This is a genomic window from Bradyrhizobium sp. G127, assembly GCF_021502575.1.
In the GTDB taxonomy this organism is placed as follows: Bacteria; Pseudomonadota; Alphaproteobacteria; order Rhizobiales; family Xanthobacteraceae; genus Afipia.
The window spans coordinates 2,222,431-2,239,078 of record NZ_JAKFGN010000001.1 but is presented as its reverse complement, the minus strand read 5'-3'; the positions used below and the strand labels follow the sequence as shown (position 1 = coordinate 2,239,078).

At 63.4% G+C, this 16,648-nt stretch carries 13 protein-coding genes; 4 read left to right on the top strand and 9 right to left on the bottom strand.

Annotation, left to right across the window (positions count from 1 at the left end; all coding sequences use genetic code 11):
- Nucleotides 1-133: 133 nt before the first annotated feature.
- The 3 genes from guaA to LVY71_RS10515 form a co-directional block, all read right to left on the bottom strand.
- The gene (gene guaA, locus LVY71_RS10525) at nucleotides 134-1,729 is read right to left on the bottom strand and encodes a glutamine-hydrolyzing GMP synthase (protein WP_235099736.1); all 1,596 of its coding nucleotides are present in this window, start codon (nucleotides 1,727-1,729) and stop codon (nucleotides 134-136) included.
- A gap of 222 nt (nucleotides 1,730-1,951) precedes the next feature.
- Nucleotides 1,952-3,247 (bottom strand): RsmB/NOP family class I SAM-dependent RNA methyltransferase, encoded by a 1,296-nt coding sequence (locus LVY71_RS10520; RefSeq protein ID WP_235099735.1) that lies wholly within the window; start codon nucleotides 3,245-3,247, stop codon nucleotides 1,952-1,954.
- 55 nt (nucleotides 3,248-3,302) lie between these two features.
- Nucleotides 3,303-3,650, bottom strand: coding sequence for a hypothetical protein (locus LVY71_RS10515; RefSeq protein ID WP_235099734.1), 348 nt, complete (start codon nucleotides 3,648-3,650; stop codon nucleotides 3,303-3,305).
- A 148-nt stretch (nucleotides 3,651-3,798) separates the two neighbouring features.
- Between LVY71_RS10515 and LVY71_RS10510 the strand changes: the two genes are divergently transcribed.
- Complete coding sequence (locus LVY71_RS10510; protein WP_235099733.1) at nucleotides 3,799-4,323, top strand: hypothetical protein; 525 nt, start codon at nucleotides 3,799-3,801, stop codon at nucleotides 4,321-4,323.
- A 121-nt stretch (nucleotides 4,324-4,444) separates the two neighbouring features.
- On the opposite strand, the gene curA is transcribed toward LVY71_RS10510, so the two are convergent.
- The 3 genes from curA to guaB all read right to left on the bottom strand — a co-directional run bounded on the left by curA (nucleotide 4,445) and on the right by guaB (nucleotide 7,921).
- The gene (gene curA, locus LVY71_RS10505) at nucleotides 4,445-5,479 is read right to left on the bottom strand and encodes an NADPH-dependent curcumin/dihydrocurcumin reductase (protein WP_235099732.1); all 1,035 of its coding nucleotides are present in this window, start codon (nucleotides 5,477-5,479) and stop codon (nucleotides 4,445-4,447) included.
- A gap of 147 nt (nucleotides 5,480-5,626) precedes the next feature.
- On the bottom strand, nucleotides 5,627-6,250 hold the full coding sequence (locus LVY71_RS10500; protein ID WP_235099731.1) for a hypothetical protein: 624 nt from the start codon (nucleotides 6,248-6,250) through the stop codon (nucleotides 5,627-5,629).
- Nucleotides 6,251-6,424: 174 nt separating this feature from the next.
- Nucleotides 6,425-7,921 (bottom strand): IMP dehydrogenase, encoded by a 1,497-nt coding sequence (guaB, locus tag LVY71_RS10495; RefSeq protein ID WP_235099730.1) that lies wholly within the window; start codon nucleotides 7,919-7,921, stop codon nucleotides 6,425-6,427.
- Nucleotides 7,922-8,254: 333 nt separating this feature from the next.
- Here guaB and LVY71_RS10490 point away from each other — a divergent pair, with 333 nt between their 5' ends.
- Entirely contained in the window at nucleotides 8,255-9,718 is a 1,464-nt protein-coding gene (locus tag LVY71_RS10490) for a DHA2 family efflux MFS transporter permease subunit (protein WP_235099729.1), read from the top strand.
- A 6-nt stretch (nucleotides 9,719-9,724) separates the two neighbouring features.
- Here LVY71_RS10490 and LVY71_RS10485 read toward each other — a convergent pair whose 3' ends face one another.
- A complete protein-coding gene (locus LVY71_RS10485; RefSeq protein ID WP_235099728.1) occupies nucleotides 9,725-10,414 on the bottom strand; it encodes an RlmE family RNA methyltransferase in 690 nt (229 codons plus the stop codon).
- A gap of 139 nt (nucleotides 10,415-10,553) precedes the next feature.
- A complete protein-coding gene (locus LVY71_RS10480; protein ID WP_235099727.1) occupies nucleotides 10,554-11,627 on the bottom strand; it encodes a Ppx/GppA phosphatase family protein in 1,074 nt (357 codons plus the stop codon).
- Nucleotides 11,628-11,833: 206 nt separating this feature from the next.
- On the opposite strand from LVY71_RS10480, the gene LVY71_RS10475 reads away from it, so the two are divergent.
- Nucleotides 11,834-14,215: a xanthine dehydrogenase family protein molybdopterin-binding subunit gene (locus tag LVY71_RS10475; protein WP_235099726.1), complete on the top strand. Its 2,382-nt coding sequence runs from the start codon at nucleotides 11,834-11,836 to the stop codon at nucleotides 14,213-14,215.
- A 992-nt stretch (nucleotides 14,216-15,207) separates the two neighbouring features.
- Here LVY71_RS10475 and LVY71_RS10470 read toward each other — a convergent pair.
- Nucleotides 15,208-16,005, bottom strand: a complete 798-nt coding sequence (locus LVY71_RS10470; protein WP_235099725.1) for a hypothetical protein — start codon at nucleotides 16,003-16,005, stop codon at nucleotides 15,208-15,210.
- A gap of 161 nt (nucleotides 16,006-16,166) precedes the next feature.
- On the opposite strand from LVY71_RS10470, the gene LVY71_RS10465 reads away from it, so the two are divergent.
- Nucleotides 16,167-16,634: a YaiI/YqxD family protein gene (locus LVY71_RS10465; RefSeq protein ID WP_235099724.1), complete on the top strand. Its 468-nt coding sequence runs from the start codon at nucleotides 16,167-16,169 to the stop codon at nucleotides 16,632-16,634.
- Nucleotides 16,635-16,648 lie beyond the last annotated feature (14 nt).

The window sequence follows — 16,648 nt, the reverse complement described above, 5'->3', positions numbered from 1 at the left end:
CCGTCGCCCGTGCCGCCGAGGCAATCCGCTAGCCCGCGATAGAACGCGATCCATTTCGATAGAATTTCCTTGATATTTCAGTTTCTTATGGGATTATGTCGAAAGACGGCGATTGACAGCGCGAGACGTCAAATCATTCCCACTCGATCGTGCCAGGCGGCTTCGAGGTGACGTCGTAGACCACGCGGTTGACGCCCTTCACTTCGTTGATAATACGCGTTGCCGTCTCGCCGAGGAATTTCATGTCGAACGGATAGAAGTCGGCGGTCATTCCGTCGGTCGAGGTCACCGCGCGCAGGCCAACGACATATTCATAGGTGCGGCCATCGCCCATGACGCCGACGGTCTTGACCGGCAGCAGCACCGCGAAGGCCTGCCAGATGGTATCGTAGAGGCCTGCCTTGCGGATCTGGTCGATATAGACCGCATCGGCCTCGCGCAGGATGTCGAGCTTTTCGCGCGTGATCTCGCCGGGACAGCGGATCGCGAGTCCCGGTCCCGGAAACGGATGACGGCCAACAAACACGTCCGGCAGACCCAGTTCGCGGCCCAGCGCACGCACCTCGTCCTTGAACAGTTCGCGCAACGGCTCGACCAGCTTCATATTCATGCGCGCGGGCAGACCGCCGACATTGTGGTGCGACTTGATCGTGACAGACGGTCCGCCGGTGAACGACACGCTCTCGATCACGTCGGGATAGAGCGTGCCCTGCGCGAGGAAATCCGCGCCGCCGATCCTCTTGGCTTCTTCGTCGAACACATCGATGAACAGGCGGCCGATGGTCTTGCGCTTCACTTCCGGATCGGTGACGCCGTCGAGTTCGCTGAGGAATGTCTTCGACGCATCAACGTGCACCAGCGGAATGTTGTAGTGGTGGCGGAACAGATCGACGACGGTCTTCGCCTCGTCCTTGCGCAGCATGCCGTGATCGACGAACACGCAAGTCAACTGATCGCCGATCGCTTCGTGAATCAGGATCGCGGCCACGGATGAATCGACGCCGCCCGACAGGCCGCAAATCACCTTGCCTGAGCCTACCTGCGCACGGATTTTCTCGACCGCTTCCTCGCGGAACGCGCGCATGGTCCAATCCCCGGTCAGCCCCGCGACCTTGCGGACAAAATTGCGGATCAGCTTCGCGCCATCCGGCGTATGCACCACCTCGGGGTGAAACTGCATCGCATAGAACTTGCGCTTGTCGTCGGCTATGACCGAGATCGGCGAACCCGGCGCTTTCGCCACGCCGCGAAAGCCGTCCGGCAACTTGGTCACGCGGTCGCCGTGGCTCATCCAGACGTAGTGCTTCTCGCCGATCTTCCAGACGTCCTCGAACAGCGCGCAGTTGTCAGTCACCTCGATCAGCGCCCGGCCGAATTCGCGATGGTGACCGGCCTCGACCGTGCCGCCGAGCTGTTGCGCCATGGTCTGCTCGCCATAGCAGATGCCGAGCACCGGCACGCCGGCAGTCAGGATCGACAGGGGCGCGGCAGGAGCGTCCTCGTCCAGCACGGAGGCCGGTCCACCGGACAGGATCACGGCCTTTGGCCGCATCGTCTTGAAAGCGGCTTCGGCCTTCTGGAATGGCACGATCTCGGAATAAACGCCCTCTTCGCGGACACGCCGCGCGATGAGCTGCGTCACCTGGGAGCCGAAATCGACGATGAGAATCTTCTCATGAGCGGCCGCCACATCGGGGGTCGCTGGAACGGTCTGGCTGTGTGCTGTCATGGACAGGAAATACGCGACAGGCGGCGGAGTCGCAACCCCGAAACACCTGCAAAAACCGCCTTATCGGCAGGTTTTGGGGCGGGCTGCGGGCTGGTCGCCGTCACTCTGAGGAGCGAGCCCTTACGAACCTCGAATAGCCGCGGCGCCATCGTGGCCCGGCCATCCTTCGAGGCTCGCGCGCTACGCGCGGCTCGCACCGCAGGATGACGAGCCTTGACTTGGTTACCGCTTCAACACCGCCACAAAAAACCCATCCGTTCCAGTGCGGCGCGGGGTCATCAGCAGCCCCTCGTCGGATTGGATCGTGGCGGCGGTGAAATCGTCAGCCTTGTCCCACAGCGCGGCGGCCACCTGCGACGGCGGCACCACCGTGAATTCCGGGTGACGGCTCAGGAAGCTCCTCACTTGCTCGTTATTCTCCTGCGGCAAAACCGAACAGGTGATGTAGGCGATCCGCCCGCCCGGTTTCGGCAGCGAGGCGGCGCGGTCCAGCACCGCGATCTGGTCCTTGACGCGGACCTCCAGCGCGCCGGGGCGCATCCGCCATTTCGCATCCGGATTGCGACGCCACGTGCCGGTGCCGGTGCACGGCGCATCGATCACCACGAGATCGGCGGACGCTTTGATGTCGGACAGCGTGTCGTCGGGACCTTTCGGCGTGCGCACATCGGCGTTGTGAATGCCGGCGCGCGACAGCCGCTCGTGAATCGGAGCCAGTTGCCGCTTATCGTGATCCGTCGCGATCAGCCGCCCCTTGCCCTGCATCATCGCCGCCAGCGCCAGCGTTTTGCCGCCGGCACCAGCGCACATGTCGATCACTTGCTCGCCGGGCTTCGCTCCGGTGAGCAATGCGGCAAGCTGCGAGCCCTCGTCCTGAACCTCGACGCCACCCTTGATGAAATCTTCCTCGGAGTGAATGCCGGGATTGCGCGCATCGGCGCCGAGATCGATCCGCAGTCCCCATGGCGACCACGGCGTCGCTCGCGCGCCGAGATGCGCCATCGAGGCCAGTACCTTCTCGCGCTTCGCCTTCAGCGTGTTGACCCGCAGATCGAGCGGCGCGCGGCTCGCCATGGCGGTAGCTTCAGCCACACGCACATCACCGAACACGGCAGCGAGTTGAGAATCGAGCCACTCGGGATAATCGCCCGCGACATGCGCAGGCGCATCGTCCAGTGTCCGCGAGGTCAGCGCGTCGCGCTCGGCCTCGGTCAGCGGCTCCGGCGCGAAGCGCCCGCCGTCGCAAAGCGTGGCAACAGCGCCGGCATCAAGGCCGCGTTCGAGCTTGAGCATCCCGAGCAGCCGCGCGCGCGGCGTGTCGGAATCCATCAACCAGGCTGACGAAGCGCGCCGCCGCAGCACGTCGAATACCAGACCCGCAATCGCGGCGCGGTCGCCTGATCCCGCGAAGCGATGCGCGGTGCCCCAGTCCTTCAACGCGTTGGGCGCAGGGATGCGCTGCGCGTCAATGGCTTCCAGAATCTCGATGGCTGCGGACAGCCGCGCGGCAGGCGTCATTGCGGACTTTCAGGGCGTGCAGGGTCAGAAGACAGATGCCTGACCTAACCGCCCCTCAGATCAGAAACAAGACGCGGATGGCGAAATACAGCCACATGGCCAGAAGAACCAACGCTCCCGAGATGAAGAACAGCGAGCCCCGGGAGTTCGCCGCCGTGACCAGAAACCCGGCCTGGAAGATCTGCAGCACGACGAACACCCATGCCAGCAGCACCATGATCAGGTCGGCATGGCGCGTCTGGATGGCCAGCACGACCACAACATAGAACAGCGCATGAAGGTGATAGGCGAACCAGTCGCCGTCCGCTGCGGGTTTTGCCCCGTCGCGTCCCCGCCAGAACAGCAGCGCAAAGGTCAGGCCGACAAGTACGAATGTCGGCAGCAGGATCATCTGAATCATCATGTGAAATACCCCAGCCTGAAATAGAAGCGCCGGTCCGCGGGAGCCGACTGTTTTAAGCCGCCCATGCCTTTGAACCTGCCCTGACCATCAAGCGACCAATGGTCAGAAAGTTCCATTCACGGATCGTGGACCACGTTCGGGTGCTGAGATGATTGACAGGACAGGCAGCGTCAAAACCCTGCGCCGTATCGCAATTCGCGGTCTCGGCATCGTTCTGATGGCGGGCGCGATCGCCGCCGGCGCGTTCAGCCTGCGCAGCGCCGCGCTGAGCCATCTCGGACTGATGGCCAAGGCGCCTGCGGTGGAATTCGAAATCCGGCTGCCGTCGGCGGTCGCAAAAGGCGACCTGAAGCGCGAGGCGCAGGTCGAACTGCTCACCGACCTCAATCAGACGCTGGCGCAACTGGACGGCGACCTGCTCGCGACCGAGGACGGGCGCGCGGTGCTGCGCGGTTCGGTACCGCTCAAATTCCGCACCACCGAGCGCATGGTCGTGCTCAGCCTGCCCGGCCAGGCGCAACGCGCCTTCAAATTGCGGCTGCCGCCGAATCCCAGTCCGTCAAACGAATTCGGCCCGTGGCACATGGTGGATCGCATCGCTCCGGGCGCACGCCCGGGAGTTGTGCAGGCAGCGCCGGACGACAGCTTTGCCATCCGTTACCGCGTGCTGTGATGCACCGGTTCAGCAAATTTCATCACCGAACCATTTGGGCGACGCCGCATTTCAATCACGAAACAATTTTCCACCTCACGTCATCTCGCCTTGCGGCGAGGTGACGTGAGCGTGGGAAAACTCACACCTTGTCAGGCCCGACGCGGACAAGCTGCTTGCCGAAGTTCGCGCCCTTGAGCAGGCCCATGAACGCCGCCGGTGCGCTCTCGAGGCCTTCGGTGACGAACTCCTTGTGCTTGATCTTGCCTTCCTTGAGCCACTGCGGCATGTCGCGAATGAAGTCGGGAAACTTGTCGGCGAAATCGCTGACGATGAAGCCACGTAAATTCAGGCGCTTCACCAGAATGGCGCGCATGATCGAGTTGGCCCACTTCGGCACCGGCGTGTCCTTGCCGAAAATCGTGTTGTAGTCCGCGATCAGGCCGCACACCGGAATCCGCGAGAACGGATTGAGCAGCGGAAACACCGCCTCGAACACCTTGCCGCCGACGTTTTCGAAATACACGTCGATTCCCTTCGGGCACGCTTCCTTCAGCTTGGCCGCGAGGTCCGGATCGCGATGATCGAGACAATCGTCGAAGCCAAGCTCCTTCTTGACATAGTCGCACTTGTCCTTGCCGCCAGCGATGCCGACAGCGCGCGCGCCCTTGATCTTCGCGATCTGGCCGACCGCAGAACCCACCGCGCCGGACGCAGCCGCAACCACCACGGTTTCGCCGGCCTTCGGCTTGCCGATTTCGAGCAGACCGGTGTAGGCGGTCATGCCCGGCATGCCGAGCACGCCCACTGCGGTGGAGATCGGCGCGATCTTCGGGTCAACCTTGCGCAGTCCCTTGCCGTCCGACAGCCCATACTGCTGCCAGCCGGAATGCGCGAGCACGATGTCGCCCTTGGCGAAGCCCGGATTGTTCGACGCCACGACCTCGGCGACGGTGCCGCCTTCCATCACGCCGTCGATCGGCACCGGCGCCGAATAGGACGGACCGTCGCTCATGCGGCCGCGCATGTAAGGATCGAGCGACAGCCAGATGGTGCGCAGCAGGAGTTGCCCGTCGCCCGGCGTCGGGACCGGATAATCTTCGAGACGGAAATCGCTTGGCTTCGGTTCGCCGACAGGACGGGACGCGAGCACGATACGCTTGGCTGACTGTGACATTGGGTTTCCTCGGCTTTTTATGGACGTGAGCGTATTTAGCCGAGAGAGAGCCGCATGACCATGGCGCGCGACGGGTCCGTCGCGGCATGGCATCCATGCTAAGCTTCCAGCGTTTAAAACAAATTGAGTCCGGCGAGCACCGCCTCGTCAGGCGGTCATTTTCGCCAGCGCGCTGTCGAAGGCTGCCGCCGCGCTCGGCAGATCCTTGAAGGAAAGGCCGCTGTCAGCGGGCTGCTTCTGCTTGTCCGTCGCGGACGGGCGAATTTCGGCGACAGGCTTGCCGCCATCGAGAAACGCCTTCGGCGCGATCACATGAAACTCGTGGTCTTCCGCCGGCGCGTCCTTCAACAGAAACACGCCGAGATAGACCGTGCTGTCGCCGCGGCGATAGGAAATGTAGCGCTCCATCGCGACCGAACCGTCGCGCTGCATACCGCCGAGCTTCGCATAGCCTTTCGAGTCGAGCAGCCGGTGCGCCTTGAAGCCCTTGACGCCCTCGGACTTCGCCTTCGCGGTTTCTTCCGACAGATCGTATTTGGCGGCCACCTCCTTGCCGACCTCGGCAAGCTGCGCGGACACCTCATGTTCGAACTCTTTCAATTCGGAACGCGGCTTCGACGCCTTGCGCGGCTTCAGCGCATTGCGCTTCTCCATCTCCGCCCTGCACTTCTCGGAAATATCGGCGACCGATTTCCGCTCGGCATTGGCCAGCAGATTTTTCAGGTCCTGATCCGAAAGCGCGGCAATCCTGTCGTCTGTCCAGTCAACCATGATGTTTTTCTTCTCTGAGGTTTGGAAGCGTCGCGGCCGGATTTGCTGCCGGTGCAATGAACTTGGGAAGATTCGCGCGGCAATATGAGCGCCGCACGCGTTCGCGCGGCATGAGGGCCGCTCAACGATACCGCGTTTTTGCCCGTCCTTGAGGCTAAAATTGGACGGCCGCGCTCAGGCTCCGCCGGGATAGTTCGGGCTTTCGCGGGTGATGGTGACGTCGTGGACGTGGCTCTCACGCAGGCCCGCGCCGGTGATGCGGACGAACTCCGCCTTGGCGTGGAAGTCCTCGATGTCCTTGGCGCCGACATAACCCATCGCAGCACGAAGACCACCGGCCAACTGATGCAGCACGTTGGCGACCGGCCCCTTGTAAGGCACCTGCCCCTCGATCCCTTCCGGCACCAGCTTGAGCGTGTCCTTGATGTCCTGCTGGAAATAGCGGTCGGCCGAGCCGCGCGCCATCGCGCCGACCGAGCCCATGCCGCGATAGGCCTTGTACGAGCGGCCCTGCCAGAGAAACACTTCACCCGGCGTCTCGTCGGTGCCCGCCAGCAGCGAGCCTACCATCGCGACATCGGCGCCGGCGGCGAGCGCCTTGGCGAGATCGCCGGAATACTTGATGCCGCCGTCGGCGATCACCGGAATGTTCGCCTTCTTCGCGGCCTCGACCGCATCCATGATCGCGGTGAGCTGCGGCACGCCGACGCCCGCGACGATGCGCGTGGTGCAAATCGAGCCCGGACCGATGCCAACCTTGATGGCGTCCGCGCCTGAATCGATTAGCGCCTGTGTGCCTTCGGTGGTGGCGACGTTGCCGGCGATCACCTGCACCGCATTCGACAGCCGCTTGATGCGGTTGACCGCTTCCAGCACGCGCGACGAATGGCCATGCGCGGTATCCACGACGATGACATCCGCTCCCGCCTCGATCAGCCGTTCGGTGCGCGCAAAGCCCGCGTCTCCGACCGTGGTAGCAGCGGCGACACGCAAACGCCCCTGCGCATCCTTGGAAGCCAGCGGATAAGCCACCGCCTTTTCCATGTCCTTCACCGTGATCAGGCCGACGCAGCGATATTGCTCATCGACAACCAGCAGTTTCTCGATGCGGTTCTGATGCAGCAGCCGCTTGGCTTCGACCTGGCTGACGCCTTCCCTCACCGTGATGAGGTTTTCATGCGTCATCAGTTCGGAGACTTTCTGCTCCGGGTCGGTGGCGAAACGCACGTCGCGGTTAGTGAGAATACCGACCAGCTTGCCGGGCTTGCCCGGACCAGCGCCGGTCACCACCGGAACGCCGGAGATGCCGTGATCCTTCATCAGCGTCAGCGCATCGACCAGTTTGGCTTCCGGGCCGATGGTGAGCGGATTCACCACCATGCCGGATTCGAATTTCTTGACCTGGCGAACCTGCGCGGCCTGGCCGTCGCCTTCGAAATTGCGATGGATCACGCCGATACCACCGGCCTGCGCCATCGCGATCGCCATGCTGGCTTCAGTAACCGTGTCCATCGCAGAGGCGATGATCGGAATGTTGAGCGGGATCGAACGCGTCAGATGCGAGCGGACGTCAGCGTCGGAGGGCAGGATATCGGACAGGCCTGGTTTCAGCAGCACGTCGTCGAACGTGAATGCTTCGCGAATACCCTGACCCAACTGCCTGATTGCCATTGCCAACTCCGTTCGGCAGCCCGTGGCTGCGATAAAAACCTCAGGATGTGCAAAATCGAGCGATCGCTGGTACGCCGCTCGAATCGAAGCCCATCAATGGGGTTGGCGGTGGTCGATAGCATGCCCCAATGACGTTTCAAAGCATTTCGCGCGGAATTCAGCGGTTTTTCCGCATGGGACACCTGCAAAAGGCCCTCTACGAGCGGCCTGTTTCGGAACGGGTCGCCTCACGACGAGTTTATTGACCCTTCTTCCCAAGACTGGCCTATCTGAGGAAGCGGCTGGTTGCGACCAACCCGCCGTTTCCCGATATTTTTCCACAAAGCCGAGACGATGCAGAAGGAACGTCTGATACCGTTGATCGTGGCCTGCGCCCTGTTCATGGAGAACATGGACTCGACGGTCATTGCGACATCCCTGCCCGCCATCGCCGCCGACCTCGGCACCAGCCCGCTGACGCTGAAGCTCGCGATCACGTCCTATCTGCTGTCGCTCGCGGTTTTCATTCCGGCCAGCGGATGGACCGCCGACCGCTTCGGTGCGCGGGCGGTGTTCAGCGTCGCCATCGGCGTGTTCATGGTCGGCTCGATCGGATGCGCGATCTCATCTTCGGTGACAGACTTCGTGATCGCGCGCACGCTGCAGGGCGTCGGCGGCGCGATGATGACGCCGGTCGGTCGGCTGGTGCTGCTGCGCTCCATCGACAAGAGCGCGCTGGTCAACGCCATGGCGTGGGTCACGGTGCCGGCGCTGATCGGCCCGGTGATCGGTCCGCCGCTCGGCGGCTTCATCACCACCTATTTCTCCTGGCACTGGATCTTCCTCATCAACATTCCGATCGGCCTGCTCGGAATCTGGATGGCGCAGAGATATATCGACCCGATCAAGAGCGAGAATCCGGAACGCTTCGATCTCGTTGGCCTCGTGCTGGCGGGACTGGGACTCGCCGGTCTCGCCTTCGGTCTCTCGGTGGCCGGGCTGGGGCTGCTGCCGTGGCCCATCGTGGTCGGTTTGATTGTCGGCGGCGCACTGTGCATGGGTCTGTATCTGCGTCACGCCAAACGCACGGCCTCGCCGGTGCTCGACTTCACCTTGATGGAACACCAGACCCTGCGCGCCAGCCTGACCGGCGGCTTCCTGTACCGCCTCGGCATCGGCGCGCTGCCGTTCCTGCTGCCGCTGCTGATGCAGATCGGTTTCGGCCTCTCACCGTTCAAGTCCGGACTGGTGACGTTTGCCTCCGCCCTCGGCGCGCTCGGCATGAAGACGCTGGCGGCACGGATCATCCGCACCTTCGGCTTCCGCAAGATCACCGTCATCAATGCGGTGGTGAGTTCGTTCTTCCTCGCGGCCTGCGCGCTGTTTACGCCTGCGACGCCGCTCCTGCTGATCATGATCATCCTGATCGTCGGCGGCTTCTTCCGCTCGCTGCAATTCACCTCGATCAACACGCTGGCTTATGCCGAAGTGACGCCTGACGAAATGAGCCGCGCCACCACGCTGATGAGCGTCAATCAGCAGCTTGCGATCTCGGCCGGCGTCGCAGTCGGCGCATTCGCCGTCGAAGCGACGATGGCGGTGAACCATGCCACCGAACTCAGCGCGAACGATTTCTGGCCGGCCTTCGTGATCGTCGCGCTCCTGTCCGCAGCTTCGGCCTATTCCTTCTGGAAGTTGCCCGAAGATGCCGGCAACGAAATCTCCGGCCACAAGGTTGCGATCATGGAGGGCCCGAAGGCGCCGGAGGCCGCCGCGGCGGAATCCACCCAGGACGCGCGCGACCAGAAGCTCGGATAAGCAAACCTATTGCGGAACGTTCGAGCCGCGAAATCCGAGCGCCAGCACATAACGCTCCGATGAATCCTGCCGGCTGGCGGCGGGCTTCACATGCTTCACCGTCGTGAAGTCGCGCTTGAGCTGCGCCAATAGATCCGCTTCCGCGCCGCTCTGGAACACCTTCGCCAGAAACGTGCCGCCCGGATTGAGGATTTCGCAGGCGAAGGCCGCAGCATTCTCCACCAGACCGATGATGCGCAATTGATCCGTCTTGCGATGCCCGGTGGTGTTGGCGGCCATGTCCGACATCACAACATCCGCGCCGCCGCCGATCATCGCGCGGAGTTTGTCCGGCGCCTTGTCGTCGAGAAAATCCATCTGCGCGAAGGTGACGCCCGGAAGTTCCGGCATCTCGAGAAGATCGATAGCGACGACCTTGCCTCGTCCTTCCACCGAGCCGACGCGCTTGGCGGCGATCTGGCTCCATCCGCCGGGAGCCGCACCGAGATCGACCACCACCTGACCCGATTTGAGGAAATGCTGCTTGTCGTCGATTTCACGCAGCTTGTAGGCCGCCCGCGAGCGGAGGCCATCACGCTTTGCCTGCATGACGTAAGGATCGTTGAGCTGACGTTCCAGCCAGAGTTTCGACGACAGCTTGCGCTTGCCGCCGCTCTTCACGGTTACATGCAGCCGGCCGGTGGTGTCTTTCGCCATAAGAGCTGGTTTCCAGGGGCATGATTCCCGAAAAGTGGGAACCGGTTGTCGGAACGGCTCATGCCCAAATCAAAATAAGCGCGCCAAGCGCACCCCTTACGACGTTTTCACCGCGCCGTCACGACATCTGAATCGGGGCTCAGGAGGCCTGGATCGCGCCGTCGGCCCGCATCATCTCGACCAGCATGCCTTCGCGCAGGCCGCGGTCCGCAACCCGCAGCCTTGGCAGCGGAAACGCCGCGCGGATCGCATCCAGAATGGCGCAGCCGGCCAGCACGAGATCGGCGCGCTCGGTGCCGATGCAGGCATTCTGCGCGCGGTCCTGATAGGTCATGTCGAGCAGCCGCGCGATGGCGCGGTCCATCTCGGCGTCGCTCATCCACAAGCCGTCCACCCTGCGCCGGTCATAGTGCGAAAGCCCGAGGTGAATGCCTGCGACCGTGGTCACAGTGCCCGACGTTCCCAAAAGATGCATGTCGGACAGTTCGTGGCCGTGCCGGGCGGCGAACGGTGCGAGATGGCCTGCGACTTCGTCGACCATCGCGCCGTAGGATTCCCGCGTCACATGAGTGCCGCCGAACTTCTCCGCCAGTGTAACGACACCGAGCGGCAGGGAGGTCCATGGACCCTTTACCGGCGGCGCATGCGGGCTGTCCGCCGGCCGTTCGATCCGCACCACTTCGGTCGAGCCGCCGCCGATGTCGAACAGGATCGCGCCTTTGGCCCTCGGATCGAGCAGCGGCGTGCAGCCGATCACCGCCAGGGTCGATTCCGTTTCGCGATCGATGACTTCGAGCTTGATGCCGGTCTCTCGCTCGATCAGATCGAGAAAGGCGTCGGCGTTGTCGGCTGCGCGGCAGGCTTCGGTCGCAATCGTGCGCAGCCGCTTCGCGCCCTTGGCGCGGATCTTGTCCCCGCACACGCCCAGGGCGCTGACCGCGCGTGAGATGGCCGCGTCGCTGATGCGGCCGGTGGTCGAGATGCCCTCGCCCAGCCGGATGATGCGCGAAAACGAGTCGATCACGCGAAAACCGTCGTTGGAGACGCGCGCAATCAGCAGGCGGCAGTTATTGGTGCCGAGATCGAGCGCGGCATAGGCCGCAGCGATGCCGTGAACGTGACTGTGGTCACCGTTCAGCGCCTCCCTCGCTTCCGATCCTGACGGGCTCACACGCGGCCCGGAGCCGCCGTGCAGCCGCACGTCCTCGTTCATGTAAATCCATCTCTGCCGCCGCCATCTCCGGCGGCGCGGCAATCCTGTTCAAATAAAGTTTAACAGCGTACGTGCCGGGCGCAACCGCAGCATACCCAATCGCCCATTGTGACCCCGATTCCGAGCTCTTAAGTTCGACGGACCGGCCTGTTCGAGGCCGCGGCGCGGTTTTACGCCGCCATAACCCGATTTCCCGCGGATTTTTCATGCTCGATCACCCGTCGCTCCTCTCGGCCGAAAACGATGTCGCACTGCAAAAATTCGGGGTTGGACAGCCCGTCCGCCGCAAGGAGGACGACACGCTGGTGCGGGGCAAGGGAACCTACACCGATGACCTCAGCCTTCCGGGTCAGGTCTATGCCTGGATCGTCCGCAGCAGCCACGCCCACGGCGTCATTAAAAACATCGACGTCGAGGCCGCACGCGCGATGACGGGCGTGCTCGGCGTCTGGACCGGACAGGACCTCGCGCGCGCCGGCTACAATCCTTTCACCTGCGGCCTGCCGATGAAGAACCGCGACGGCTCGCCGCTGTTTCAGACCGACCGGCTGCCGCTGATGACCGACAAGGTGCGCTTCGTCGGCGATCCCGTCGCCTTCGTCGTCGCGCGGACGTTGGCGCAGGCGCGCGAGGCCGGCGAAGCCGTCGTGGTGGACATCGACCCGCTGCCGTCCGTCACCCGCGCCGAGGATGCAGCGAAACCCGGCGCGCCGCAGCTTTACGATCACATCCCGAACAACGTCGCGCTCGACTATCATTCCGGTGACGATGCGGCGCTCGATGCCGCATTCGCAAAGGCCGCGCACGTTACCCGCCTCGGCATCGTCAACACCCGCCTTGCGGTGGTGGCGATGGAGCCGCGCGCCGCACTGGCGAGCTACGACAAGACCACGCAGCGCTTCACCATCGAGGTGCCGACGCAGGGCGTCGCTGGCAACCGCACCTCACTGGCGAAAACGATGAACGTGCCGAACGACAAAGTTCATCTGCTGACGCGCAATGTCGGCGGGTCGTTCGGCATGAAGAACACCAGTTATCCCGAATACGTCTGCATCCTGCATGCCGCCCGCGAACTCGGCCTTCCCGTGAAATGGACCGACGAGCGATCCACGAGTTTCCTGTCCGACAGCCACGGCCGCGCGCAGGACGTGGACTGCGAACTCGCGCTTGACGCGAACGGCTCATTCCTCGGCGTGCGCGTGCGCGGCTATGGCAATCTCGGCGCCTATATCACCGGCGTCGCACCGCTGCCGCTATCTCTCAACATCGCCAAGAACATCAACAGCGTCTATCGCACGCCGCTGATCGGCGTGGATATCAAATGCGTGCTGACCAACACCACGCTGATGGGCGCCTATCGCGGCGCGGGGCGGCCCGAGGCCAACTACTTCATGGAGCGGCTGATCGATCGCGCCGCCGATGAAATGGGTATCGACCGCCTGACACTGCGCAAGCGCAACTTCATCAAGCCCGCGCAAATCCCCTACGCCGCAGCAAACGGCCTCACCTACGACAGCGGCGACTTTCCCGCCGTCTTCGGCAAGGCGATCGAACAGGCCGATCTCGCAGGCTTCGCCAGGCGCAAGAAGGAAAGCCGCAAGCACGGCAAGCTGCGCGGCATCGCCGTCGGCTCCTATCTCGAAATCACCGCGCCGCCCAATCCCGAACTCGGCAAGATCGTGTTCGAGGCCGACGGCACGGTGCGGCTCATCACCGGCACGCTCGACTACGGCCAGGGCCACGCCACACCCTTCGCGCAGGTGCTGGCGGCGCAGCTCGGCGTGCCGTTCGACGCTATCAGGCTGTCGCAGGGCGACAGCGACATCGTTCACACCGGCAACGGCACCGGCGGTTCGCGCTCGATCATGGCAAGCGGCACAGCCATTGTCGAAGCCTCGAAGCTGGTCATCGAGAAAGGCAAGCAAGCCGCGGCGCAGGTGCTGGAAGCCGCCGAAGGCGACATCGAATTCGCCAATGGGCAATTCACCATCGCCGGCACCGACCGCGGCATCGGCATCATGGATCTGGCCGCCAGATTGCGGGATACGAAGATGCCGGAGGGCACGCCGTCGTCGCTCGATGTCGATCACACCGCGCAGGGCGTTCCCTCGACCTTCCCGAACGGCTGCCATGTCGCCGAGGTCGAGATCGATCCGGACACCGGCGTTGTGCAGATCGTCCGCTACAGCGGCGTCAACGACTTCGGCACCGTGGTTAATCCGATGATCGTGGCCGGCCAGATTCATGGCGGTGTCGCGCAGGGCATCGGCCAGGCGCTGATGGAATGCGTGACCTACGACGACAACGGCCAGCCGGTGACGGGATCGTTCATGGACTACGCGCTGCCGCGCGCGGGCGACGTTCCGTCGATGACGCTCGGCAACCATCCCTCGCCCGCAACCTCGAACCCGCTCGGCACCAAGGGCTGCGGCGAAGCCGGCTGCGCCGGCAGCCTCGCGACGCTGGTCAACGCGGTGCTCGATGCGTTGTCGGATGAAGGCGTCACCACCATCGACATGCCGCTTACGCCGGAGAAGGTCTGGCGCGCGATTCAGGACGGCCGCAAGGCGAAGACAGCCACCGCGTGACTGCGGTGCGGGCGATTGAATCGCGCAATCGGCACAAAACCCTGCCCCGGACGCAGCGCATCACGCAAGTGGTGCGCTGCTGAGCCGGGGCCGTTACGCATCCCGATCTGTAACGGTCCCGGTTCTGCGAGGCAGCGCTGCGCGCTGCATCGCGCCCGGGACACCTGCGATGCACGTTTAAGCACTCGTCATTCCGAGATGCGCGTTCTTCACGCGCAGGCCCGGAATCCAGTCCTCTTTGTTATGGCTTTGTCAGCAGCGGTGGATTCCGGGTTCGCGCGAAGACGCGCGCCCCGGAATGACGGCAATAATATCGAGCGAGTACCGAAACATTTCGTGATGGGGATACAAATCCCCGCCTTTCAAACCGCGCTTAAGTTGGACCCGTCCTGTTCGTGAGGGGCGCTTCTCGAGGGCGTTCGTCAAGCGGAGCAGGATGCGGCGCCTGCGCGTGTGTCTCGCACACAACATGCCCGGGAGGCTGGGGTCACCGTCCGGGCCAACTACGTGGCTCTGCCGTCAGCGGCTGGACGAGGACAGGATGAAGGCGGAGAAATCCCGCCGGATCAAGGCGCGCCGCGCCCGTCCTGACCCGGAAGTGCGGTCCTCACGCCCAAAATCGCCGCAATGGAGCGCCGCAAGGCGATGCGCTTCCGGAGAAATACCGCCTCGCAAGCGGATGCCGGAAGCGAAACGAAGACAAGGTGCGCCTCGCGGCGCCCCATGCCCCTCATTGTTGGGAGGGGAAACTACAAGCGCAACTCGCGCGATGCGCGAGAACGATGGCGCGTGCGCGAATGGAAGTGGCTGTCTGAAAATTGAATCGGGAGTTCCAGATGAAGCGGGACGCTTCAACACCCGCGATTGTCATACGCGGGCTTGACCCGCGTATCCATCGCACTTTGTAAAATGCATTTGCCGAAAAAGATGGATGGCCGGGTCAAGCCCGGCCATGACGATCAGCAAATAAGGCAAACCTTGTGCGCGACGAGCTACGCCGCCATCGCCTCGCGCGGCTGATAGATCGCCACATGCTGGCAATGCCCAATCAGCCTGGAGCCGTTGGCGACGATCACGCCATCCAGTTCCACGAACTTGTGGCCCTTGCGTTCGTAATTGCCGGTGACTTTCGCGCGCACGGTGAGTTCATCGGTGACCGCTGCCGTTGCAAGGTAACGGATCGTGCTGCCGACATGAATCCAGGGACCGAGAACGGCGTTCTCCATCAGCGCCCAGTTCATGGTCCGCAGCAGCATGCCGGTGTGGACGATTTTCTCATTGGCATAGAGCGGATCGGTTTCACGGGCGTCACGCAAATAGTCCGCTGAACCCTCTACGCCGAGCGTGAATGGCGGAATCGCGAGCCACTTGCCGGTGGCGTAGGACTTTTCATCGGCGGGCGCGATCTTGCCCACGACCGCGGCACTCTGGAAATCATCCAGCGAAAGCTTCGGCGTATCGGACGGCATCGACGCGGTGCCGGTGGCGCACAATTCGCCGCGGCTTTCGACCTTGATCGCGAGGCCATCTGCGGTTTCTTCCGCAGTCACCTCCGCCATCGCGCCGTCATAAACCGGCTTGAAGAACCGGCCATCCATCAGCCCGCGCTCCAGAAAGGCCCGGCCCCATTTCGCCACCGGCATATGCGTCATATAGGCGAACACGTCGACGCCCGGCACCAGTCCCCCCTGAAACCCGAAGCGGCGCGCGACCGAATCGTCGTGCATCTTGTTTTCGGAGTTCTTGGCGAGATTGTAGGCGTGGACGCTGTAGGGCTTGGGCGCGGTCATCGGTTTCCTCGAATTGCTACGTTTCTTGGCCCAAATGGACCGCAAAGCGGACGCGAAAACAAGCCGTACCGGCGCATGCCTCGCAATCGGGTTTCCGCGCCTTTCGCTCGCCATTTGGGCGTAGCTAGGCTACCAGCAGCGCAAACGAATACGGAACAGCCTTGACCCAGACGACCCGCATCTATGTCGACGCCGACGCCTGCCCGGTAAAGGACGAGATTTATCGTGTCGCCGCGCGCCATAATCTGCCGGTCAGCGTGGTGGCGGGCAATTTCATCCGCGTGCCGAACGATCCGCTGATCGAGCGGATTGCCGCAGGTTCGGGGATGGATGCCGCCGACGACTGGATTGCGGAACGCGCGCAAAAGGGCGATATCGTCGTCACCTCGGACATTCCGCTGGCGGCACGCTGCGTGAAGGCCGGTGCGGACGTGATCGCGCCGAACGGCAAGCCGTTCTCCGAAGAGAGCATCGGCATGACGCTGGCGGTGCGCAACCTGATGACGGATCTGCGCTCCAGCGGCGAAATCACCGGCGGGCCGCGCTCCTATTCACCCAAGGACCGCTCCGCGTTCCTCTCGGCCCTCGACCAGACCATTCGCCGCATCCAGCGCGCGCAACAGAAATAGAACAAGAGTACCCC

Bases quoted from the DNA above. Each gene is read 5' to 3' on its own strand.
- LVY71_RS10510 (WP_235099733.1), top strand. From the start codon at position 3,799: ATGATTGACAGGACAGGCAGCGTCAAAACCCTGCGCCGTATCGCAATT.
- guaA (WP_235099736.1), bottom strand. From the start codon at position 1,729: ATGACAGCACACAGCCAGACCGTTCCAGCGACCCCCGATGTGGCGGCC.
- guaB (WP_235099730.1), bottom strand. From the start codon at position 7,921: ATGGCAATCAGGCAGTTGGGTCAGGGTATTCGCGAAGCATTCACGTTC.
- LVY71_RS10480 (WP_235099727.1), bottom strand. From the start codon at position 11,627: ATGAACGAGGACGTGCGGCTGCACGGCGGCTCCGGGCCGCGTGTGAGC.
- LVY71_RS10500 (WP_235099731.1), bottom strand. From the start codon at position 6,250: ATGGTTGACTGGACAGACGACAGGATTGCCGCGCTTTCGGATCAGGAC.
- LVY71_RS10520 (WP_235099735.1), bottom strand. From the start codon at position 3,247: ATGACGCCTGCCGCGCGGCTGTCCGCAGCCATCGAGATTCTGGAAGCC.
- LVY71_RS10485 (WP_235099728.1), bottom strand. From the start codon at position 10,414: ATGGCGAAAGACACCACCGGCCGGCTGCATGTAACCGTGAAGAGCGGC.
- LVY71_RS10490 (WP_235099729.1), top strand. From the start codon at position 8,255: ATGCAGAAGGAACGTCTGATACCGTTGATCGTGGCCTGCGCCCTGTTC.
- LVY71_RS10515 (WP_235099734.1), bottom strand. From the start codon at position 3,650: ATGATGATTCAGATGATCCTGCTGCCGACATTCGTACTTGTCGGCCTG.
- LVY71_RS10470 (WP_235099725.1), bottom strand. From the start codon at position 16,005: ATGACCGCGCCCAAGCCCTACAGCGTCCACGCCTACAATCTCGCCAAG.
- curA (WP_235099732.1), bottom strand. From the start codon at position 5,479: ATGTCACAGTCAGCCAAGCGTATCGTGCTCGCGTCCCGTCCTGTCGGC.
- LVY71_RS10475 (WP_235099726.1), top strand. From the start codon at position 11,834: ATGCTCGATCACCCGTCGCTCCTCTCGGCCGAAAACGATGTCGCACTG.